The 20,460-nt window shown below is 64.7% G+C and carries 22 protein-coding genes and 1 pseudogene; 12 read left to right on the top strand and 11 right to left on the bottom strand.

Translation table 11 applies throughout. The annotated features are described in order from the left end of the window. The 4 genes and pseudogenes from VGH54_RS23115 to VGH54_RS23100 all read right to left on the bottom strand — a co-directional run. Positions 1–287: pseudogene (locus VGH54_RS23115) on the bottom strand (glycerol acyltransferase); the annotation flags it as partial. Between the two features lie 40 nt (positions 288–327). Continuing rightward, positions 328–1,440: an amidohydrolase family protein gene (locus tag VGH54_RS23110; RefSeq protein WP_331514432.1), complete on the bottom strand. Its 1,113-nt coding sequence runs from the start codon at positions 1,438–1,440 to the stop codon at positions 328–330. A gap of 2 nt (positions 1,441–1,442) precedes the next feature. Beyond that, on the bottom strand, positions 1,443–2,795 hold the full coding sequence (locus VGH54_RS23105) for a glutamine synthetase family protein (RefSeq protein ID WP_331514431.1): 1,353 nt from the start codon (positions 2,793–2,795) through the stop codon (positions 1,443–1,445). A 44-nt stretch (positions 2,796–2,839) separates the two neighbouring features. After that, entirely contained in the window at positions 2,840–3,334 is a 495-nt protein-coding gene (locus VGH54_RS23100) for a carboxymuconolactone decarboxylase family protein (protein WP_331514430.1), read from the bottom strand. A 607-nt stretch (positions 3,335–3,941) separates the two neighbouring features. Between VGH54_RS23100 and VGH54_RS23095 the strand changes: the two genes are divergently transcribed. Further along, positions 3,942–4,574, top strand: a complete 633-nt coding sequence (locus tag VGH54_RS23095; RefSeq protein WP_331514429.1) for a hypothetical protein — start codon at positions 3,942–3,944, stop codon at positions 4,572–4,574. A 77-nt stretch (positions 4,575–4,651) separates the two neighbouring features. On the opposite strand, the gene VGH54_RS23090 is transcribed toward VGH54_RS23095, so the two are convergent. Both VGH54_RS23090 and bfr read right to left on the bottom strand, forming a co-directional pair. Continuing rightward, positions 4,652–6,736 (bottom strand): MDR family MFS transporter, encoded by a 2,085-nt coding sequence (locus VGH54_RS23090; RefSeq protein WP_331514428.1) that lies wholly within the window; start codon positions 6,734–6,736, stop codon positions 4,652–4,654. A 19-nt stretch (positions 6,737–6,755) separates the two neighbouring features. Continuing rightward, entirely contained in the window at positions 6,756–7,253 is a 498-nt protein-coding gene (gene bfr / locus VGH54_RS23085; RefSeq protein WP_331514427.1) for a bacterioferritin, read from the bottom strand. A 366-nt stretch (positions 7,254–7,619) separates the two neighbouring features. Between bfr and VGH54_RS23080 the strand changes: the two genes are divergently transcribed. Then, a complete protein-coding gene (locus tag VGH54_RS23080) occupies positions 7,620–7,802 on the top strand; it encodes a (2Fe-2S)-binding protein (RefSeq protein ID WP_331514426.1) in 183 nt (60 codons plus the stop codon). 3 nt (positions 7,803–7,805) lie between these two features. Here the strand turns inward: VGH54_RS23080 and VGH54_RS23075 are convergent, their stop codons facing one another. Genes VGH54_RS23075 through VGH54_RS23060 form a run of 4 tightly spaced genes read right to left on the bottom strand, consistent with a single transcriptional unit; the run spans position 7,806 to position 10,902 of the window. Further along, on the bottom strand, positions 7,806–8,564 hold the full coding sequence (locus VGH54_RS23075) for an enoyl-CoA hydratase/isomerase family protein (RefSeq protein ID WP_331514425.1): 759 nt from the start codon (positions 8,562–8,564) through the stop codon (positions 7,806–7,808). A 10-nt stretch (positions 8,565–8,574) separates the two neighbouring features. Beyond that, a complete protein-coding gene (locus VGH54_RS23070; RefSeq protein WP_331514424.1) occupies positions 8,575–9,273 on the bottom strand; it encodes an EthD domain-containing protein in 699 nt (232 codons plus the stop codon). Between the two features lie 9 nt (positions 9,274–9,282). Then, entirely contained in the window at positions 9,283–9,915 is a 633-nt protein-coding gene (locus VGH54_RS23065) for a PaaI family thioesterase (protein ID WP_331514423.1), read from the bottom strand. A 9-nt stretch (positions 9,916–9,924) separates the two neighbouring features. Beyond that, positions 9,925–10,902, bottom strand: a complete 978-nt coding sequence (locus tag VGH54_RS23060; protein ID WP_331514422.1) for a hydrogen peroxide-inducible genes activator — start codon at positions 10,900–10,902, stop codon at positions 9,925–9,927. Positions 10,903–11,007: 105 nt separating this feature from the next. On the opposite strand from VGH54_RS23060, the gene VGH54_RS23055 reads away from it, so the two are divergent. The 4 genes from VGH54_RS23055 to VGH54_RS23040 are packed head-to-tail and all read left to right on the top strand — an operon-like array spanning position 11,008 to position 13,944. Next, positions 11,008–11,595 carry a peroxiredoxin gene (locus VGH54_RS23055; protein WP_331514421.1) on the top strand — a complete coding sequence of 196 codons (588 nt, stop codon included), beginning with the start codon at positions 11,008–11,010 and terminating at the stop codon, positions 11,593–11,595. A 12-nt stretch (positions 11,596–11,607) separates the two neighbouring features. Then, on the top strand, positions 11,608–12,144 hold the full coding sequence (locus VGH54_RS23050) for an alkyl hydroperoxide reductase (RefSeq protein WP_331514420.1): 537 nt from the start codon (positions 11,608–11,610) through the stop codon (positions 12,142–12,144). Between the two features lie 25 nt (positions 12,145–12,169). Then, a complete protein-coding gene (locus VGH54_RS23045) occupies positions 12,170–12,649 on the top strand; it encodes a nucleoside deaminase (protein WP_331514419.1) in 480 nt (159 codons plus the stop codon). After that, positions 12,646–13,944: an alpha-amylase family glycosyl hydrolase gene (locus tag VGH54_RS23040; RefSeq protein WP_331514418.1), complete on the top strand. Its 1,299-nt coding sequence runs from the start codon at positions 12,646–12,648 to the stop codon at positions 13,942–13,944. The genes VGH54_RS23045 and VGH54_RS23040 overlap by 4 nt, the downstream gene beginning before the upstream one ends. Here the strand turns inward: VGH54_RS23040 and VGH54_RS23035 are convergent. After that, positions 13,941–14,372: a DUF1810 domain-containing protein gene (locus tag VGH54_RS23035; RefSeq protein WP_331514417.1), complete on the bottom strand. Its 432-nt coding sequence runs from the start codon at positions 14,370–14,372 to the stop codon at positions 13,941–13,943. The two genes, VGH54_RS23040 and VGH54_RS23035, sit on opposite strands and share 4 nt — an antisense overlap. 18 nt (positions 14,373–14,390) lie before the next feature. On the opposite strand from VGH54_RS23035, the gene VGH54_RS23030 reads away from it, so the two are divergent. From VGH54_RS23030 to VGH54_RS23005, 6 genes are all read left to right on the top strand, one after another. Beyond that, complete coding sequence (locus tag VGH54_RS23030; RefSeq protein ID WP_331514416.1) at positions 14,391–15,632, top strand: alpha-hydroxy acid oxidase; 1,242 nt, start codon at positions 14,391–14,393, stop codon at positions 15,630–15,632. A gap of 649 nt (positions 15,633–16,281) precedes the next feature. Then, on the top strand, positions 16,282–18,597 hold the full coding sequence (lon, locus tag VGH54_RS23025) for an endopeptidase La (RefSeq protein ID WP_331514415.1): 2,316 nt from the start codon (positions 16,282–16,284) through the stop codon (positions 18,595–18,597). A gap of 19 nt (positions 18,598–18,616) precedes the next feature. Further along, on the top strand, positions 18,617–19,006 hold the full coding sequence (locus tag VGH54_RS23020) for a nitroreductase/quinone reductase family protein (protein WP_331514414.1): 390 nt from the start codon (positions 18,617–18,619) through the stop codon (positions 19,004–19,006). Between the two features lie 2 nt (positions 19,007–19,008). Continuing rightward, the gene (locus tag VGH54_RS23015) at positions 19,009–19,341 is read left to right on the top strand and encodes a TfoX/Sxy family protein (protein ID WP_331514413.1); all 333 of its coding nucleotides are present in this window, start codon (positions 19,009–19,011) and stop codon (positions 19,339–19,341) included. 42 nt (positions 19,342–19,383) lie between these two features. Beyond that, positions 19,384–20,019 carry an endonuclease gene (locus VGH54_RS23010; protein WP_331514412.1) on the top strand — a complete coding sequence of 212 codons (636 nt, stop codon included), beginning with the start codon at positions 19,384–19,386 and terminating at the stop codon, positions 20,017–20,019. Positions 20,020–20,027: 8 nt separating this feature from the next. After that, positions 20,028–20,460 (top strand): DUF72 domain-containing protein (locus tag VGH54_RS23005; RefSeq protein ID WP_331514411.1); only part of this gene is annotated, 433 nt, incomplete at its 3' end.

Genomic DNA, 20,460 nt, shown 5'->3' with positions numbered 1-20,460 from the left:
TAGAAGGGCCGTTCGACGCCGAAGTAGGAGCAGAACGCGAGAGTGAAGACGAAGGTGTCGGGAGGGACGTTGCCGCCACTGTGGTTACCGACCAGCAGCACCGGCCCGTCGGCAGGGATCCGGTCGAGGTGCTGCACATCGGCCCGGAAATACAACGACGCCAGCAGCCATGTTCCGGGCAGTTGGTCGCGGATGTAGTCGGGGTCCCGTTGGTCGAGGTCGGCTTTCGGGACCCGCGACGCGACTTGTTCGCGCATCCAGTCCTTGAGATCGCCCAGGGTCGACATGCTCGAACCTATACCCGCCTGGAACGGCGTTTATACCTATTCAGGCATCGTCCAACCGATAGATACGGGCGGCGTTGCGGCGGGCGATGAGATCGACGACGCGTATGGCGTCGATCTCACTCCAGTCACCGTCATCCACGAATCTGCCCAGCACGCGCTGAATCCCATTGCGCCACAACCTGGTACCGAGGTAATGCAACTCCGCTGGGCCGAATCCGTCTGACGAGTAGACGATCTTTCGGAACGGCGCCAGCTCCAGCAGCCGGGCGATGAATGCCGGCGACCGCGCGCCCAGGTGGTTGATGCTCAGCCCGCCGTCGAGGTAGACGTTGTTGAACGCCCGGGTCAGATATCCGGCCTCCCGCTCGAAGGGATAACAGTGCAGCAGCACTATCGGGGTATCGCCGGACTGACGCAGAAAGTCGAGCAGCAGCAACGGGTTAGCCTTGTGCAGGTCGCACTCCCGGTCGCCGAAACCCACATGGAATTGCAACGGCTTGCCCACTCGCAGCGCCTGATGCAGACCGAATCGCAGCAGTACTCGATCGGTGAGTCGACGACCGCCCTCGTCGCGCCATCGGGCGGCCGCGGACGCCACCTCGGTCGCCGACGGCTCGGTCAGGTCGCCGTCGAAACCGCCGCGGTAAGCCAGGACGGACTTGGTTCCCACGGCCGTCTTAAGACGCCGTCTCAGGATTTGTTCGAATGCACCTGCATAGTCACTTGGGGAATCCGCGGCCTGTTCGGCCACCTGTTCGAGGCGAACCACCTCATGCGCGCGGTTCGCGGACACCTCGGCGACCTGTGGCACGTCCGCGACGCCATCGGCGTACCCGGTGTCGATCAACCAGTCGCTGACGCCGGCTGCGCGCAGAAAGATCTGCGCCAGCCCGGCTTCGGTGTGCTGACTGCGGCGTTCCCAATAGTCCTCCGGCTCAGCGCGTTGAGGCAGACCGAGCAACGGAGCGCAGTGCGCACGGACGGCGAAGCCCAGTTGCGTGTCGAATCCCGAGTCGAAGTCGGCGAGCGGCTCCACGTTGGCCTCGTTGAGTGCATTCTCGAATCGTGACCGATCCCCCGCTGACAGCCAGCAGCCGTGCGCGTGCTGGTCGATCAACGGAACGCCGGCGATATGCTCCGCCAGAGCCGACATCGTCACACGCTCCAAGCCATCCGGAACTTGTCGGCCAATTGTTCGCGGTTGAGGTGGGCGTAGTGCTCGTGCTCGAATCGCCGGACCGCGACCACGACGTCGACGGCCGGATCGTCGAGAATGCGGCGCAGTAGTTGCGAATTATCCAGTGCCGCAATGGTGTGTGCCTGCGAGGTGGACAGTCGGCTAATGCCGGCGCGATTGCGCTCCGCGTCGCTCAGTGCTGCCGGGTCGACCTTGGTCTCGGCGGGCAGAACGGCTTTCTGCGTGATGCCGTCCAGCGCCAAACCCAGGATGGTGGCTGTCGCGAAGTACGGGTTGGCCGATGGATCGACGACCTTGACCTCGAGGTTGCCGCCGTACGGGTTGCCGGGCCCGCCGACGACGAACCGCAGGGCCGCTTCTCGATTCTCGGTGCCCCAGCAGACGTAGGCGCCGGCCCAATTTCCTGGTTGCAGTCGCAACCCGGACACGATCGACCCGCACAGCATCCCCTGCGCCTCTGGCAGCCCATGCAGCAATCCCGCGACCGCGCTTTCACCCTTGCTCGTCATACCGTTAGTGCCCGCTCCTTCGGAGAACAGCGGGCCGGTTGAGTTGGTCAGTGAGAAGTGTTGGTGGGCACCACATCCGGCACTGCCGACGAACGGCGCTGGTGACAGACTGACTCGGACGCCGTAGCGACGGGCGATGCGGCCGATGATGATTCGGGTCAGCACCAGCTGGTCGACCGCGGCGACCGGTGATTGCGGTGTCAGCGAGATCTCGAATTGATTGGCCCCGTACTCGGGGTGGAACTGCTCGATTGCGACGCCGGACACCGACGTCGCCGCGATGACGTCGCGAACGAACGCTTCGTGTTCGAGTACACCGGCAAGTCCGTACTGCGCCCATTCGGTCGACGGCAGTCGGTGGCCGTCCGGCTGAACGAGCAGGAACTCTATCTCGTGGCCGACCAGAGCCTGGAGTCCAGCTTCGGCGAGGGCCGCCTCGACCCGAATCAGGGTTCCGCGGCTGCAGGCTGGAACCGGTGTACCGTCCTGCTCGAAGAACGAGCCGGGTGCCCAGGCCAGCCCGTCGCCGAGAATCCGCATGGCGGACAGGTCAATTCGAATCCGCTCATCACCCACCACCCCGATGTGTTCGGTGAACGCGATGCCGGTCTGGTCGATGGCGAAGCCGTGCCACACCCGACTGGCGCCCAAGCCCGGATCGGCGAAGGCGTTGGTCCGGCGGATCGGCACGCTCTTGGCCTGGGTCAGGCCGGCCGGATTGACGACTGTGCCGATGACCGCGTCGACCCCTTCGGCCTCGAGTTGGGCGATGGCCGCGGCGGCGAGCGGTGTGGTCGTCATGTCCCGGGGAGCCGGAGTTGGCCAGGGCTACCGGGCTTGGTCGGTCATACCCGGCTTGGCAGGGTGAGCTGGCAGGACTGGCCGATGTCGAGGGTCCGCAGCACGCGTCCCATCCCAATCCACAGCGCGCACGACAGTGCCAGGTCGGCGAGCAGCTCTTCGGAAAAGTGTTCGCCGGAGCGGGCCCAGAAGTCTTCGTCATCGCGCAGTTTCGTGTGCTCGGTGGCGAATCGGTAAGCGAACTCGGCGGCCAACCGCTCCTGGTCGCTGTATCCGGGCCAGGTTCGCCACTCGCGCGCGTGGTCGTAGAGCTCTTCGTCGACACCGGCGGCGGGTCCGTCGGCGTCGCGGGTGTTGACGCACACTTCGCATTCGTTTTCGTGGGCGATGACCGTCCGCGCGAGTTCGCGGGTCCGCATCGGCAACCGGTTCTTGCCGTAGACCGCGTTGGCGAACGCGCCGATCGCGCTGCCCAAGTCGGGGGATTTCAGGACCCAGCCTGCGAGGTCGTCGTCAGGGAACGTTCCGATGCGGCTCATGGCGAGATGGTACGCCTCCGGCTGTCGTGTCCCGCAACCCCGAAGCGCTTCGAGGCGCTCGTCGAGGCGTAGCGTTAGCAACCATTCTGGTCATGTCGATTAATAAATGGCGCCACCTCTCCGATACCTGAACGTTAGATATGCGTCGAATTCTATTTGATTTCTAGACATGTATAAAATGCCCGTTCTCACGGGCCGGACGGAACCCTGCACACCGCATCCCTAATTGCGGGTCCGGAGGCTTCTTCGACCGAAACCTGTTGCGCGGCAACGTGGCCCTTGGATACTCCGGCGACGAGCGATGGTGGTGCCCCTCGCCCTTGGTGGGCTACCCTGCGCCACGCTTTCCCTGAATGCAACCTAAGTTTTCACTAATAGAAACTCAGGCGCATTCAAAATTCATATACATAACCAACGTCTTCTGAGATAGGCTCGGGCGGTCGGCGACCCGCCACGTGCGAGACGCCGGAATTGGGCTGCAACCCAATGCGCATCGACATCGACACATACCCGGATTGGACACTCGCACATGAGTCGCAACGCTCGCCGCATAGCGCTAAGTTGTGGCACGGCCGTCGGCGCCGCCCTTATTGCCGCGTCGATCAGCATGGGCAACGCACCCGCGGCCCGCGCCGATATCACCGATGCGGATCCGCTCAGCGACTTCATCGGGTCATTCGACCCGACCGCGTTTGACGCTTCTTCGGGGGCACCCATTGACCCGCTTGGCCTTTTCGGCTACTACACCGACACCTACCTGTTGGGGCCCAGCGGCATTGGTGACCCTCTCGACCCGACCGTTGACACCTGGGTGGGTACGATCGTGGTGGGACCCCCACCCGCGACTGATGCGGATCCGCTCAGCGACTTTATCGCGGCATTCGATCCGACCGCGTTTGACGCTTCTTCGGGGGCACCCATTGACCCGCTTGGCCTTTTCGGCTACTACACCGACACCTACCTGTTGGGGCCCAGCGGACTTGGTGACGCTCTCGACCCGAGCGTTGACAGCTATGTGAGTTCGCTGCCCTCCGGCGCCGCAAGTGTGCTCGATGCGGATCCGGTCAGCGATTTGATCGGGTCACTCGACCCCAGCGCATTTAACACCTTGGGCTTACCGACGGACGTGCTTGGCGATCTGGCCTCCGGCCTTGACGCGGACCTGTTGGCGCCCCTTGGCCTTGGTGCCCTGCTCGACCCGGTCATAGACGGCCTGGTGGGTTCCGCCACGCCCTTCTGAACTCGGCTGTAGTGCCTTGATCCAGATGGCCGCTGGCGCTAGGAAGCGATGGCGCCAAACCTTTTCGGCCACTCGGCTCATGGCGAAACGGTCTGCCCGGGAGCTTCGCCGGCGGCGGTGATCGACCGTGGGCGCTGGTCGTCCCAGTCCGGTTGCGCGACGATCCGGTGAGTGATCCGGTTGAGCGCAGCCTCGACTTGAGCGCGGTCGGGTCGGCCCTGGAAATTCGGTGAGCGGGTGAGCTTGTCGATGACCCAGCCCTGCAGAAGCGACGAGACGAAGTCGACTTCCCGCGTACCGGCCGGGGTGAGCCAAAACCGGTCGACGTCACGTTGCGCATAACCGGCGCGGACTAGGCGATCGAAGGTTGGTTCGAGGACCTCGTAAGGAATCCCGAACTGCTCGCCGATGTCGGTGATCCGAGCGATCCCCAATGCCCGCTGATGCCGGTTGATACGCAACAAAGCCCACAAATCGGCGACGTCGAGCCGGCAGTCGGGCCGCATGGCGATGCTGCGCAACCGCATACCCGGTTCGCCGCGCATCAGGCGTCCGATCGCGGTTTCCAGCATCTCCTCTGACGTCTGCGTGGTCGGCATCGCGAACCCGTCACCCATGTCGGCGGCGTTGTTGCCGATATCCCGCAGCGGAACCTCGCGGAGGAACAGCGCCAGGACGAATCCGACGACCGCGACCGGGACCGCGCATAAGAACACCTGGGTGAGCGACGCGGCGTAGGCGCTGACGATCGGCGCGGCGACCGCGCGTGGCAGCCGGTGCAGCGCCTCAGGCGAATTCGCGGCTGCCGGGGATGCGCCGCTCGCCGCCAACGCCGGACCGAGCCGGCTATGCAGGAAATTGGTGAACAGCGAGCCGAAGATCGCCGCACCGAATGAACTGCCGATCGTGCGAAAGAACGTCACTCCCGATGTGGCGACGCCGAGGTCTTCGAAACTCGACGTGTTCTGCACGATCAGCACCAGCACCTGCATGCACGACCCGATACCTGCGCCGAGGATGAACAGGTAAACCGATTGCAGCAGTGCCGATGTGGACGGGTCCATCCGGGACATCAGCAGAAACGCGAGGGCCATCAACGCCGTTCCGGCGACGGGGAAGATCTTGTAGCGCCCGGTCCGGCCCACCAGGACACCGCTGCCCATCGACGTCGAGAGCATCCCGGCGACCATCGGCAGTGTGCGCAAACCCGATGTCGTCGCCGACACCCCGTCGACGAACTGCATGTAGGTCGGCAAGAAGGTCAGCGCGCCCAGCATCGCGAAGCCGACCACGAACGACAACACGCAGCACACGGCGAAGACCGGATTGGCGAACAGCCGAGTCGGCAGGATGGGCGCGGATTCCGGCCCAGACGAACGGCTTTCGACCCAGACAAAGATACCCAGCGCAGCCGCAGAGGCGGCGAACAGACCGATGATCGTCGGCGAGTTCCACGGATAGGTGGTGCCACCCCAGCTGGTGGCCAGGGTCAGGCCGGTCGCGCCCAGGCCGACGAACAGGATGCCGGCGTAGTCGATGACCGGCTTCCCGCGTGCGGCCAGCGACGGGATCGCGGCGGCGGCAACGAAGAAGACCACGATCGAGACCGGCACGTTGACCCAGAACGCCCACCGCCAGGTCAGGTGGTCGGTGAAATAGCCGCCCAGCAATGGGCCGATCACCGTGGTCACACCGAATACCGCACCCAACGCGCCCTGATAGCGGCCGCGATCCCGTAGCGGAATGACCTCGCCGATCAGCGCGGTGGCCGTGACAGTGATGGCACCGCCGCCGATCCCCTGCAGCGCCCGGGCGCCGACCAGCATCGCCATCGACTGCGAGAGCCCGCACAACACCGATCCCGCGACAAAGGACGTCACCGCCGCCTGGAATATCGTCTTGCGGCCGAACAGATCACCGAGCCGGCCAACCAGCGCGGTGGCAATCGTCGAGGCGAGCAGATAGCTGGTGACGACCCACGACTGATGGCCCGCCCCACCCAAATCGGCGACGATCGTCGGCAGTGCGGTGGCGACGATGGTTTGGTCCAGCGCCGCCAGCAGCATGCCCAGCACGATCGCCAGGAAGACGAAATTCCGGCGCTGCGGACTGACCAATGCGCCGCTGGTGTCGGGGTCTGCCGTGGTCTGCGCTCTTGTCATACCGAGCGCCTATACCCGCTCAGCCGCCGGCTTGACCCGTCGTCGGCGGACGCGAAACACACTGAGCCGAGTACAGCTCCTCGCCGAGCTTGTCCATCAGCTGCAGCTGGGTCTCCAGGTAGTCGACGTGATTTTCCTCGTCGGCGATGATGCCTTCCAGCAGGAAGGCGCTGGTCGAGTCCTGCTTCTCGCGGCACATGATGACGCCGGGCTTGAGACGGTTCAGCACGTCGTATTCGATCGCCAGGTCGGCCTCGAACTGCTCACGCAGCGTCTGACCGATGCGCAACGAGAAAAGCCGCTGGTAGTTCGGCAGCCCGTCCAGCAGCAGGATGCGGTCGGTGATCGCCTCGGCATGCCGCATCTCATCGAACGATTCGGCGCGGGTGTGGCCCGCCAGCTCGGTGAAACCCCAATTCTCCTGCATCTTGGAATGCAGAAAATATTGATTAATCGCGGTCAGCTCACTGGTCAATTGCTCATTCAGCAAGCGCAAAACGTCGGGATCGCCTTCCACTGTCACTCCTCGTCTAGGTCGCCGCAGCGCGTGTCGGGGCCACGTTACCGCAGGCCAAAAGCCTTGTCACCGAAGGTAATACTCACTCAGGTCAGCGTTCCCTAAGTAATGCAATCCTTTGCTGAGTGAATCAGCTTCCTATTCGACGTTTGTCGGTGGAGAAATTGCCGAGACGGATCGGCGGGGCTGTAAACGCCCTTCGATGACTCGGCGCCCACTGCTGCGGCAAACTTGCGTACATAAAAGCGGGACTCCGGTCTGACGCCGTAGGAAAGTTAGGTTAGCCTTCACGAAGCAGGTTAGGTTAGACTCCACTAACATGTCGGCTGTTCGCTTGTCGGAGTCTCGGATCGCGGAGGTGCGCTGATGTACGTCTGCCTGTGCGAAGGGGTGACCAGCCAGACCGTGTCCGACGCGGTCGCCTGTGGGGCCTCGACCTCCAAAGAGGTCGCCGCAGCATGCGGCGCAGGTCTTGACTGCGGACGGTGCCGGCGCACACTGCGGGCCATCATCGAGGCCGCCGCGCGGTTGCAGCCGACCCGCTCATAACGCTTAGTTGCCTCGCCTGGCGGTGAAATCCGCCAGGGCCGCCGCATTGGCCTGCCCGCCCAAAAGCTCTGCGAAATGCGCATTTTCGCGTTCGGTCGCTGCAGCGATGTCAGGGCGCGTGGGTTCGACGATGGATTGCTTGACCGCGATCAGGCTCGGAATCGGCCGGGAGGCCAGGATTTCCGCGTGCCTACGGGCCTCGGCGAGCAGATCCTCGGGTTCGCACACCTTCCAGACCATGCCCATCGCCAACGCCTCGTGCGCGCCCACCCATTCCGAGGACAACAGCAGCCAGGCGGCGTTCTGGCGGCCGATCAACTTCGGCAGCAGGTACGACGAAGCCGCCTCCGGCGCGACGCCCAAGCTGGTGAACGGGCAATTCAGCCGGGCCGTCGCCGACATGAATACCAGGTCCGCGTAACCCAGGATGGTGGTGCCGATCCCGACGCCGACGCCGTTCACGGCGCAGATCAGCGGTTTGGGCAACTGGGTCAGCGCGTTGATCATCGCGGTGAAATGCGATCCCTGATTGGCCATTTCGGGATCGGTGATGCGCGCCTGCATCTCGTTGAGGTCATTGCCGGCGCTGAAGGCGCGTCCGGCACCGGTTAACAGCACGACAGCGACGTCGGGGTCTTCGGCTGCCGCCTGCAACGCCTCGGCGGTGGCTTGGTAAAGCGCCTCGTTGAACGCGTTGAGCACGTCGGGCCGGTTCAGGGTGAGCGTGCGTACCCGGTTCTGATCGTCGACCTGGAGTATCACTGGTGTCTCCTCAGCTGTGGAAGGGCGTTTTCAGCACATAGCGACTAGTCGGCACGGTGTCGATGTTCTCGTTCGCGCCGAATGCCGTTGTGCTGGCGACCATTCGGGACAATCGCTGCTGCAGGTCGGCGTCGTCGGTCGCGCCGAAGAAGGCCTTCAGGTCGGTGATCGCCTCGGCCGGGAACAGCTCTTCGACGATGCCCGCCAGCGGCGGGGCACTCGGAGTCAGCGCACGCACCACCGCGTTCTGCGTGTAACCGAACGTGGACTGAGTCTCGATCGCCACTGGCGTGTGGTCATGTTGCCAGCGCTGCAACCAACTCGCCTGGTCCAGCTCGGCCGGCCGGCGCAGCAACGCAATGTTAGCCAAACCTGTTGTACGGCTGCCTAGTTCGAGGGGCGCCGGTAATGGAATCGACTCGGTGACCAGATAGGCCGCGAGTTGATTGCACTCATCCTCCAGCAGTTGCAGCGCCGCGGCGGTCTGGTCGCCGTAGCACTGTTGCGTCCACATGCTGACCACGGCGGCCCCGGGTGGATCGAGCGTGGTCAGCGTCATCATCGAATGAGTCACGGCCGCATCGCGGACATTGACGGTCAGCCCGGCAACGCCGAGTGCGAGGATCGCCTCGGCGACGGATCCCCGCTGCCGTTGACACCAGTCCTCGTCACGATCGGCCGCCATGAGCACCGCGACTACTTTTTCCATGACCGAAACCTATTCCGAGCGGTCGCGCGCCCAGCGCGGTTGGATGAATACACCGTCGGCCTCGACGGTGATCCCCTCGTCGTCGGCGAGGTGGCCGACGGCGTAGGTCTTCACGCCATCCGTGTGGGTGTTCGTCGCTTCGGCGTGCAGCCGGCCCAGTCGGGTGGCCCGCACATAGCGGAAGCTGATCGTCCCGGTCAGGCGCGGATTGATGCCATCACTGGCCGCTTCCCCCAGCAGGTGATCGAGCACCAGTGCGGCCACACCGCCATGGACGTGGCCGGGTGGTCCCTCGTAGGCGGCGCCCAGATGGAAGTCGCACACGGATTTACCGGTGGCGTCGTGACGGATCTCCACCGGTGGCGCGATCGGGTTGCGCAGCCCGATGACGGCGTTTCCCCACGCCATCCGCTCGCCACTGGCCAGATAGCGCACACCGAAGCTGCCGTCGGTCTGCTTTTGGCGCAAACGTGCGGTGGCCGAATCGATCTCGGCTTTGGCCGCCGCGACCGCAACGGCGTCCATCTCCGTTCTGACCGTTGCGTCGATCAATTCCCGGACGGATTCAGCCAAGGGGCCATAGACCGACCGCAGCCGTTCGACCTCCTCGGAGCTGATGTTCTCCTTCGTGAAGTCCAGCATCTCCCGAAACTAGAACACGTTCACTTCGGGCGGTGTGGTGGGGTCGCCGTCGCTACCCGCCGGGCGTACCAGCTGGTCGTCCGCGAGTAGCTCGCCGATCAGCCCGGCCAGTTGCCGGTACGGCCCTTCACGGCCGCTGGACGATCGGAACACCAACCCGATGCGCCGTCCGGGGCGAGGTGCGGCGAAGTAGGCCAGTTCCAGGCGGCTACGCGCAGTTTCCACCGGCACCGCGCTCTGCGGGATCAAGGTCACGCCCAGCCCGCCGGTCACGCACTGCACCGCCGTGGCCAGCGACGCCGCCCGGGTGTTGGCGAGTTCGGCACGCACACCCGCGGTGCGGCAGACGTCGAGTGCCTGGTCGCGCAAGCAGTGGCCCTCGTCGAGAAGTAACAGCGGCAGCTCGGCCAGCGCGGTCGGCGACACTCGTCGCTTGCCGGCTAGCGGATGTCCCGGCGGCAGAGCGAGCACGAAATCTTCCTCGTAGATCGGGATTTCGGTGATGCCGCTGGCTTCGGCCGGCAGCGCGATCAATGCGGCGTCCACCGAACCTTCACGCAGCCCGATCAAGAGCCGTTCGGTCTGATCTTCGATCACCCGCAAGGCGAGCCCAGGCAGTCGATCGGCCAACCCGCCCAGCAGCGTGGGCAGGATGTATGGCGCCACCGTCGGGATCAGGCCCAGCCGGATGGTGCCCAGCAGCGGGTCCGAGGACCCGGCGGCCGCGGCGGTGAACGCTGTCGCGGCCTCGATCACCGCTTGCGCTTGCGGCAGCAGCGCCCTCCCCTCCGTCGTGAGGAATACGCGGCGGGTCGACCGCTCAACCAACTGGACCCCGAGACCGGTCTCCAGTGCCGACAATGCCTGCGAAAGTGTCGATTGGCTGACCCCGAGAGTTGTTGCAGCACTGCCAAAATGCTGCTTCTCGGCGACCGCGACGAAGGCCCGGAGTCCGGCGATCGTCGGCTGATAACTCTTATCGGTCATACCGATCAGTGTAGTGGGAAAGATCACCTTTCGTTCAAAGTGTCGTTCCGGCAGGATGGTGGCAGCAGAATTCTGGACTAAATCCAATTTTAGTGGAGGAGCGACATGGCATTGCTGACTATTGGCGACCAGTTCCCGGCCTACCGGCTGACGGCGTTGATCGGTGGCGACCTCTCCAAGGTCGACGCACAACAGCCCGAGGACTACTTCACCACGATCTCCAGTGGCGACTTCGAAGGCAAGTGGCGGGTGGTCTTTTTCTGGCCGAAGGATTTCACCTTCGTGTGCCCGACCGAAATCGCCGCCTTCGGCAAGCTGAACGACGAATTCATCGACCGCGACACCCAGGTGCTCGGCGTCTCGGTCGACAGCGAGTTCGTGCACTTTCAGTGGCGCGCACAGCATGACGACCTGAAGAAGCTGCCGTTCCCGATGCTTTCGGACCTCAAGCGCGAACTGGTGGAAGCCACCGGGGCGCTCAACAACGAGGGTGTGGCCGATCGCGTCACGTTCATCGTCGACCCCAACAACGATATCCAATTCGTCTCGGTGACCGCCGGTTCGGTGGGTCGCAACGTCGACGAGGTGCTGCGTGTGCTCGACGCCCTGCAGTCCGACGAGTTGTGCGCGTGCAACTGGCGTAAGGGTGACCCCACGCTGGACGCCGGCGAACTGCTCAAGGCATCGGCCTGATCGGAGGATCTGATGAGTGTCGACAATCTGAAAGACGCACTGCCCGACTACGCCAAGGACCTCAAGCTCAATCTTGGGTCGATCAGCCGCAGTACGGTTCTGAATGAAGAACAGCTCTGGGGCACATTGCTGGCCAGTGCCGCGGCGACGCGGAATACCCAGGTGCTGACCGAAATTGGGGCCGAGGCGGCCGACATCCTGTCAGCCGAGGCCTACCAGGCGGCGTTGGGCGCCGCGTCGATCATGGGCATGAACAACGTCTTCTACCGCGGTCGCGGCTTCCTGGACGGCACGTACGACGACCTTCGTCCCGGTCTGCGGATGAACATCATCGGTAACCCGGGCGTGGACAAAACGAATTTCGAGCTGTGGTCGTTCGCGGTGTCCTCGATCAACGGGTGTTCGCACTGCGTGACGGCCCACGAGCACAACTTGCGCGAGGCCGGCGTCGACCGCGAAGCGATCCTGGAGGCGTTGAAGGCCGCCGCGATCGTCACCGGGGTCGCGCAGGCGATCACCACTGCCCAAACGTTGGCGACCGCCGGGTAGATCGGAGTCCGTAGACTTCGGGTCTGTGGTCGTCAGCGACGTCGATCTGCAGCACTTGCGGCGCTGCACCGAGCTTGCCGGCATCGCACTGAAAGCCGGACACGGCCCTTTCGGTGCGATGCTGGTCGGCGCCGACGGGCAGACACTGTACGAGGATCACAACCGCGTCACCGACGACGATCAGACCCTGCACGCCGAGTTGGGCGTGATCCGCTGGGCTGTCGCTAATCTAGCTCCGGTGCAACGTATTCGGGCCACCCTGTACACATCGTGTGAGCACTGCCCGATGTGTGCGGCCATGCATGCATGGGCGGGACTGGGGCGCATCGTGTACGCAACGTCCAACATGCAGCTGACCGACTGGCTGATCGAGTGGGACGCACCGGCACCGCCGGTTGTCATGCTGCCGGTTCGCTCGGTGGCGCCCAGGGCCGTGGTCGACGGTCCAGCGCCTGAACTCGAGGAGGAGATCAAAGCGCTCTACGTGGTCAGGTACCGACGGTGACCGCCCCCGCCTGGGTCGAGCATGTGATCTGGTGGCATGTCTATCCGCTGGGATTCGTCGGCGCGTTTCCCGCGAGCGTTCCGCCCGATCCCCATGAGCACCGACTCCGGCGCATCGCCGAGTGGTTCGATCACGCGATCACGCTCGGCGCGTCCGGGATCGCGCTCGGGCCGATCTTCGCCTCACGCACCCACGGCTACGACACCACCGACCATTACCGGATCGATCCGCGACTCGGCGACGAGGACGATTTCGACTACCTGATCGCTGAAGCGCGGCGGCGGGGTCTGCGGGTGCTGCTCGACGGGGTTTTCAACCACGTCGGCGTCGATTTTCAGCGTCATCGCGAAGCGACAAACGACGACGCCGCGGCGCGCTGGTTTCGCGGCCGGCCGGGCAGGATCCAGACCTTCGAAGGCCATGACGGACTGCTCACGCTGAACCACGACAATCCCGAGGTCGTCGAGTACACCGCTGACGTCATGGCGCACTGGTTGGGCCGCGGGGCTGACGGTTGGCGGCTGGATGCGGCTTACGCTGTGCCACAGCAGTTTTGGACCGCAGTTCTGCCCAAGGTTCGTCAGCAGCATCCGGACGCGTGGTTCGTCGGGGAGCTGATTCACGGTGACTATGCCGCAGTGGTCCGCGAAACCGGATTCGACTCGGCCACCCAGTACGAGCTGTGGAAGGCGATCTGGAGCGGCCTCAACGACGGCAACTTCTTTGAAGTGGACCATGCTCTGCGGCGACATACGGAGTTTGTGGAAAGCTTTGCGCCGCTGACCTTCATCGGCAATCACGACGTGACGCGTATCGTCAGCCAGCTGCAGCGTCGCGAGCACCTGGCCCACGCCCTGGTCATCCTGATGACCGTTGGCGGCGTTCCTAGTATCTACGCCGGCGACGAGTTCGGCTACCAGGGGATCAAGGAGGAACGGTTCGGCGGAGACGACGCGGTACGGCCCGAATTCGGCTCTCCCCCAGTGCAGCTGGACGCCCGCGGGGTGGAGGTCTGGTCGCTGCACCAATACCTGATCGGGTTCCGCCGACGGCACCCGTGGCTGCACGCCGCGTCGACGTCGGCGCTGCGGCTGGACAACCGGCAGTACGTCTACCAGACCCGTCACGATGAGCAGGCATTGATCGTCGCGCTCAACATCGACGATGCCCCGCTGCGGGTGCATCTGGACTCCGGCCCGGCCGAGGTGATCGCCGGAAGCGGAGCGCCGCCGCAAGAGGTCGTCGATGCGATCTCCGTCGAGCCGCATGGTTGGCGGATTCTGCGGCAGGCCTAAGTCAGACGCCGCAGCGTCAACGGATCCTCGTTGCCGGCGTAGTAGCGGGCCAGTAACTCGACGAAATCGCCGTTGTCCTCGGTCGCGTGGGCGAACAACGTCATCGACGAGCGCACCTTCATGTCATCGGGTGACCCGAAGATCTCGCCGATCGAGCGGTCCTGCACGGCGTTTACCAGCCGGGTGCACTCGTGCAGCCGCGGCCCGAGAACGTCGTGGCGGAGGTAGGCGCGGGCTTCGTCGAGTGAGGACACCGCGTACCTGGCCGCAGTGGCGCTGCTGCCTAGGCCGGCGATCTGCGGGAACACAAACCAAATCCAGTGGCTGCGCTTGCGGCCGGCGCGCAGCTCGTCGAGGACAGTCGGGTACACCCGCTCCTGCGCATCAACGAAACGCTGCAGATCAAAGGGGTCGCTTGCGGATTGCATAAGACCTACCGTGACACAGTGGTCAAACGACGGATACCGAAGGCGCGCGACCTCGCGCCGCTGATCCGCTTTCGCAAGCCCCGGTTCGACCGTGTTCAGCGCCGGCTCGACGATGCTCAGACGATCCATGATCTGCGGCGCATCGCCAAACGGCGAACGCCAAGGGCGGCATTCGATTACACCGACGGCGCAGCCGAGGATGAGATTTCGCTGCGCCGTGCGCGACAAGCCTTTCGCGACATCGAGTTTCACCCGACGATCCTGCGCGACGTCAGCGCTGCCCGCACCGATTGGCAGGTGCTGGGCGGGCACGTCGCGATGCCGTTCGCGATAGCGCCGACCGGCTTCACTCGGTTGATGCACATTGAAGGCGAGCTCGCGGGCGCCCGAGTCGCCGCGGCGGCGGGCATCCCGTTTTCGCTGTCGACGTTGGGAACCGCTTCGATCGAGGACGTAGCGGCCACTGAGCCGCCGGGCCGCAAGTGGTTTCAGCTATATATGTGGCGCGATCGAGACCGCTCGATGGCACTGGTGCGGCGGGCGGCCGAGGCCGGTTTCGACACCCTGCTGGCCACCGTCGATGTCCCAGTTGCCGGCGCGCGACTGCGCGATGTCCGCAACGGGATGTCGATTCCGCCGGCGTTGACGCTGCGGACGGTCTTCGATGCGGCGCAGCGACCGCACTGGTGGTTCGACCTGATGACCACCGAGCCGCTGTCGTTCGCGTCGTTGGATCGCTGGTCGGGCACCGTCGGCGAATACCTGGACACGATGTTCGACCCGAGCCTGACCTTCGATGACTTGGCGTGGATCAAATCGCAGTGGCCGGGCAAGCTCGTCGTCAAGGGCATTCAGACCCTCGATGATGCGCGCGCAGTGGTGGATCTCGGCGTCGACGGCATCGTGTTGTCCAATCATGGCGGCCGCCAACTGGATCGGGCACCCGTGCCGTTCCATCTGTTGCCTGTCGTCGCGCGTGAACTCGCCGCGCACACCGAGATCCTCGTCGACACCGGCATCATGTCCGGCGCCGACATCGTCGCCGCGGTCGCTCTGGGTGCGCGCTGCACCCTCGTCGGCCGGGCCTACCTGTACGGGCTGATGGCCGGCGGTGAAGCCGGCGTCAGTCGGGCCGTCGAAATCCTGTCCGGCCAGCTGATGCGCACCATGAAACTGCTCGGCGTCACCTGCCTCGAGGAACTCTCACCGAAGCACGTGACCCAACTGCGACGGCTGCTGCCGATCGACCCACCGGCCTGAGGGGTGTGTCGGACTGTTCTGACATACTCGAATGTATGTTTGATTCGGGCGGGTGTGTGGTGATCAACCCCTGCAACGATTTGGACTTTCCAGCGCTGGAATCTCACTGGCGAGCAGCTCGAAAACGTGGCTTTCCCCGGCAAGTGCCTGACAGACCAGCAGAAGAGTTCGGTTTTGCACCTCGAAGTGTGCAGGGGTGCGATGGTCCAGCATTGGAACTTCCACCCCCGAGGTGCTTGTCGGCGCGCCCCGATTTCGGGATCGGGACACGGCTACCCTCGCTACCCCCGTTGGTGCGGCGACGCACTAACTCCTGTGCGGTGACGATCGACGGCTCCGGAAAAATCTACTCGGCGACGGTCCGCCCGCCCTAAGCCGAAGATCACAGACACTATTGCGGCCACGAACCCGACAATTCCGATGACAACCAAGATATCGACCATGACACCAGCTTCGCGCGTTACCTGGCCGTAACATGGAAACACACCGCGGCTCGACGGTAAAGAATCGGTGAACGTTGCGTGCTTGCGGCAACTGGATCCGCGCGATGACCGCCACACGCGCCGCCGAATCAACCATCTCCTGACTTACCGGGAACAATTCCGCGGCCATCCAGGTTGAGCGCATCAGACTTAACTTTGGAGGAATGATGGCTGAAGCCAAATCGGTGCCCGTGTTGTTCGTCAGCGATCCGGTCGTGCTGCCCGGAATGGTGGTGCCGATCGCCCTGGATGACGCCGCTCGCGCGGCCGTCGACGCTGCGCGTGCCACCGAGTCCGGCACATTGCTGATCGCGCCCCGGCTCGAGGACCGCTACCCGTCCTACGGCGTGCTCGCGACGATCGTGCAGGTCGGCCGGGTCCCCGGCGGCGGCACCGCGGCCGTCGTGCGTGGTGAGCGGCGGGCCCACATCGGCGCCGGCGCCAGCGGGCCAGGTGCTGCGCTGTGGGTCGAGGTGACCGAGGTCGCCGATAGCGAACTGGGTGACGAGACCCGCAAGCTCGCGGGCGAATACAAGAAGTTGCTGTTGGCGATGCTGCAGCGCCGTGAGGCCTGGGAGCTCGTCGACGTGGTCAACAAGCTGACCGACCCCTCGGCCCTGGCCGACATGGCCGGTTACGCGTCGTATCTGACCGATGTGCAGAAGCGCCAGCTGCTGGAGACCGAGGATGTCGCCGAGCGGCTGACGGCGTTGATCGACTGGACGGGCGACCACCTGGCCGAAGTCGAGGTCAATGACAAGATCGCCGAGGATGTCCGCGACGGCATGGAAAAACAGCAGAAGGAGTTCCTGCTGCGCCAACAGCTCAACGCGATCCGCAAAGAGCTGGGCGAGGGTGAGCCCGAAGGCTCCGACGACTACCGGGCCCGCGTCGAGGCCGCCGACCTGCCGGACAAGGTCCGCGAGGCCGCGCTGCGCGAGGTCGGGAAGCTCGAACGCTCCAGCGACCAGAGCCCCGAAGGCGGCTGGATCCGCACCTGGCTGGACACCGTGCTCGACCTGCCGTGGAACACCCGGACCGAGGACTCGACCGACCTCAAGGCCGCACGCGAGATTCTCGACGCCGATCACCACGGGCTGGACGACGTCAAGGACCGCATCGTTGAGTACTTGGCGGTGCGAGCCCGGCGTGCACAGCGCGGCCTGCAAGTTGTCGGCGGTCGCGGCTCCGGTGCCGTAATGGTGCTGGCCGGTCCGCCCGGTGTCGGTAAGACGTCCCTGGGCGAGAGCGTTGCCCGAGCGTTGGGCCGCAAGTTCGTCCGCGTCGCACTCGGTGGTGTGCGCGACGAGGCCGAGATCCGCGGCCACCGTCGCACCTACGTCGGCGCGCTGCCGGGCCGGATCGTCCGTGCCATCGGCGAAGCCGAATCGATGAATCCCGTTGTGCTGCTCGACGAGATCGACAAGGTGGGCTCTGACTACCGCGGTGACCCGAGTGCGGCGTTGTTGGAGGTCCTCGACCCCGCGCAGAACCACACTTTCCGGGACCACTACCTGGACCTGGATCTGGACCTGTCCGATGTGGTGTTCCTGGCGACCGCGAACGTCATCGAGAACATCCCCTCGGCGCTGCTGGACCGGATGGAGCTCGTGCAGATCGACGGGTACACCGAGGACGACAAGGTTGCCATCGCGCGGGACTTCCTGTTGCCGCGGCAGCGCGATCGTGCCGGCCTGACCGACGACGAAGTCGCTGTGACCGAGGCGGCGCTGCGCAAGATCGCTGCCGACTACACCCGTGAGCCGGGCATGCGGCAGTTCGAACGGCTGCTGGCCAAGGCGCTGCGCAAGGTGACCACGAAGATCGCTGAGGATCCGGTGACGATCGACGAGCCGGATCTAGTGGATTACCTTGGCCGCCCGCGCTTCACCCCCGAGTCGGCCGAACGCACAGCGGTGCCGGGTGTGGCCACTGGCCTGGCCGTGACCGGGCTGGGCGGTGACGTGCTCTACATCGAAGCGGGCGCCAACGACGGCGAACCCGGTCTGCAGCTGACCGGTCAGCTGGGTGACGTGATGAAGGAGTCCGCGCAAATCGCCCTGTCATATGTGCGTTCGCACGCCGCGGAATTGGGCGTCGACCCCGCCACGCTGAACCGGCGGATCCACGTGCACGTACCCGCGGGCGCCGTCCCGAAGGACGGCCCGTCAGCCGGCGTCACGATGGTGACCGCGCTGGTGTCGATGGCCACCGGACGCCAGGTCCGTGCCGATGTCGGCATGACCGGCGAGGTGACGCTGAACGGCCGGGTGCTGCCGATCGGCGGCGTCAAGCAGAAACTGCTGGCCGCGCAGCGGGCCGGGCTGGCGACGGTGTTCATCCCGCAGCGCAACGGACCCGACCTGGACGATGTGCCCGCCGAGGTGCTCGAGGCTTTGGACGTCAAGCCGATGACCGACGTCGCCGAGATCGTCGCCCAGGCATTGGAACCGGCATCGCAAGAGGTGACCGCCGCCGCCTGAGGTCGGATAGCCTGCGGGCATGACCGACCTGCAAACGCTCAAACGACGCATCGTTCACACGGCTCAGCGCCTGGTGGTCAATCCAGTCGGTCGACGGTCACCGATGACCATGCTGGAGACCACCGGGCGCAAGTCGGGTGAGCCGCGTCGTACCGCGATCGGCGGCCGGGTGATCGGCAACGAATTCTGGATGGTGTCCGAGCATGGCGAGCATTCGCACTACGTGCTCAACATCAAGGCCAATCCCGCTGTGCGGGTGCGCATCCGCGGCACCTGGCGCACCGGCACCGCCCACCTCATGCCAGGCGATGACGTGAACGAACGGTTACGCGGGCTGCCCGGGCTCAACAGCGCCCTGGTCCGGCTGATGGGTAGCGATTTGCTGACCATCCGGGTAGACCTGGACTGAGCATGACTTACGACACCGACCTCGCCGATCGCATCCGTGAACTGCTGGGCCCTATCCGTGGCGTCGAGGAGAAGCGGATGTTCGGTGGCCTGGCGTTCCTGATCAACGGCAACATGTCCGTGGCCGTCAGCAAGCAGGGCGGAATCCTGGTGCGGGTACCGCCGGATGAGACCGAAAAGCTCTTGGCGCGAGCCCATGTCAACCCGATGGTGATGGCTGGTCGTGAGGCCCGCGGGTGGATCCGCGTCGACGCTGACGGCGTCAAAACCAAACGACAGCTGACCGCCTGGGTGACGCGCGGCGTCGAGTTCGCGCAAGGGTTACCACCCAAGTAACCATCACGTTTGCGAACCCTGGGTGCGGGTACGCCGTCAACCATGGACCAGCACAAGCGGGTGGTTCGACGACTTCTGAAAGTCGCCGGGACGACGTACGCCGCCGAGGCGGACGTCCGAATCGGCGACAAACCGATGCCGCTCTTTCAACTTCTGGTGCTGTGCATGCTCGCCAGCAAGCCCATCGATGCAACGATTGCCATGCGCGCCGGCCATGAATTGTTCAGCGACGGCCTCAAGACACCGAAGGCCGTGCTCGACGCCGAGCGCCAGACCATGATCGAGGCGTTCGGTCGTGCGCACTACGTGCGCTACGACGAGAGCTCGGCGACCAGGCTCACCGAGATGGCTCAGCGCGTCGTCGACGACTACTCCGGTGACTTGCGGGAAATCCCGCGACGGACATCCAACAATGTGGCGGCTGCCAAGCAAATGCTGAAGCAGTTCAAGGGAATTGGAGACACCGGAGCCGACATCTTTCTCCGCGAAGTCCAGGACGTCTGGACCTGGGTCCGCCCGCACTTCGACAAACGTGCCACCCGAACCGCCAAGGCTCTTGGCTTGCCCAGCGACCCGGAAAAGCTTGGCGCCCTTGCGCCGAGGGCTAATGCCAGGTTGGCCGCCGCGTTGGTACGGACATCCCTCGATGACGACGTCCGCCGACGGGTCGTCGGTTGAGTCGTCCGGTGACTGTGCGAATTGGCACCTCGGGTTGGTCCTACGACCACTGGGCCGGAGTGCTTTACCCACCGAAACTGCCGGCCGCGAGACGGCTGCGTCACTACGTCGAGGAATTCGACACCGTCGAACTCAACGCCAGCTTCTATCGCTGGCCGAAGGACGCTACGTTCGCCGGCTGGCGCGAGCGGCTGCCCGATGGCTTTGGCATGTCAGTCAAGGCGCACCGCGGGTTGACGCACTACCGGCGGTTGGGTTCACCTGAACCGTGGGTAGAGCGGTTCGAGCGGTGCTGGACCGCGCTGGGCGATCGCCGCGAAGCGCTGCTGGTTCAGCTGCATCCGGCGATGCAACGCGACGACGCACGACTTGACCATTTCTTGACTGTGATGCCCGACTGGATTCCCGTGGCGATGGAGCTGCGCCATCCGTCGTGGGATG

The sequence above is a fragment of the Mycobacterium sp. genome (assembly GCF_036488105.1).
Lineage (GTDB): Bacteria > Actinomycetota > Actinomycetes > Mycobacteriales > Mycobacteriaceae > Mycobacterium.
Note: the sequence above shows the minus strand (reverse complement) of the source record. Positions and strands in the feature narration are given on the sequence as shown.

Coding starts and splice junctions, on each gene's coding strand:
- VGH54_RS23060 (WP_331514422.1), bottom strand. CDS start 10,902: ATGACCGATAAGAGTTATCAGCCGACGATCGCCGGACTCCGGGCCTTC.
- VGH54_RS23070 (WP_331514424.1), bottom strand. CDS start 9,273: ATGGAAAAAGTAGTCGCGGTGCTCATGGCGGCCGATCGTGACGAGGAC.
- VGH54_RS23055 (WP_331514421.1), top strand. CDS start 11,008: ATGGCATTGCTGACTATTGGCGACCAGTTCCCGGCCTACCGGCTGACG.
- VGH54_RS23095 (WP_331514429.1), top strand. CDS start 3,942: ATGGGCAACGCACCCGCGGCCCGCGCCGATATCACCGATGCGGATCCG.
- VGH54_RS23065 (WP_331514423.1), bottom strand. CDS start 9,915: ATGCTGGACTTCACGAAGGAGAACATCAGCTCCGAGGAGGTCGAACGG.
- VGH54_RS23110 (WP_331514432.1), bottom strand. CDS start 1,440: ATGTCGGCTCTGGCGGAGCATATCGCCGGCGTTCCGTTGATCGACCAG.
- VGH54_RS23050 (WP_331514420.1), top strand. CDS start 11,608: ATGAGTGTCGACAATCTGAAAGACGCACTGCCCGACTACGCCAAGGAC.
- VGH54_RS23020 (WP_331514414.1), top strand. CDS start 18,617: ATGACCGACCTGCAAACGCTCAAACGACGCATCGTTCACACGGCTCAG.
- VGH54_RS23105 (WP_331514431.1), bottom strand. CDS start 2,795: ATGACGACCACACCGCTCGCCGCCGCGGCCATCGCCCAACTCGAGGCC.
- VGH54_RS23035 (WP_331514417.1), bottom strand. CDS start 14,372: ATGCAATCCGCAAGCGACCCCTTTGATCTGCAGCGTTTCGTTGATGCG.
- VGH54_RS23100 (WP_331514430.1), bottom strand. CDS start 3,334: ATGAGCCGCATCGGAACGTTCCCTGACGACGACCTCGCAGGCTGGGTC.
- VGH54_RS23015 (WP_331514413.1), top strand. CDS start 19,009: ATGACTTACGACACCGACCTCGCCGATCGCATCCGTGAACTGCTGGGC.
- VGH54_RS23010 (WP_331514412.1), top strand. CDS start 19,384: ATGGACCAGCACAAGCGGGTGGTTCGACGACTTCTGAAAGTCGCCGGG.
- VGH54_RS23080 (WP_331514426.1), top strand. CDS start 7,620: ATGTACGTCTGCCTGTGCGAAGGGGTGACCAGCCAGACCGTGTCCGAC.
- lon (WP_331514415.1), top strand. CDS start 16,282: ATGGCTGAAGCCAAATCGGTGCCCGTGTTGTTCGTCAGCGATCCGGTC.
- VGH54_RS23090 (WP_331514428.1), bottom strand. CDS start 6,736: ATGACAAGAGCGCAGACCACGGCAGACCCCGACACCAGCGGCGCATTG.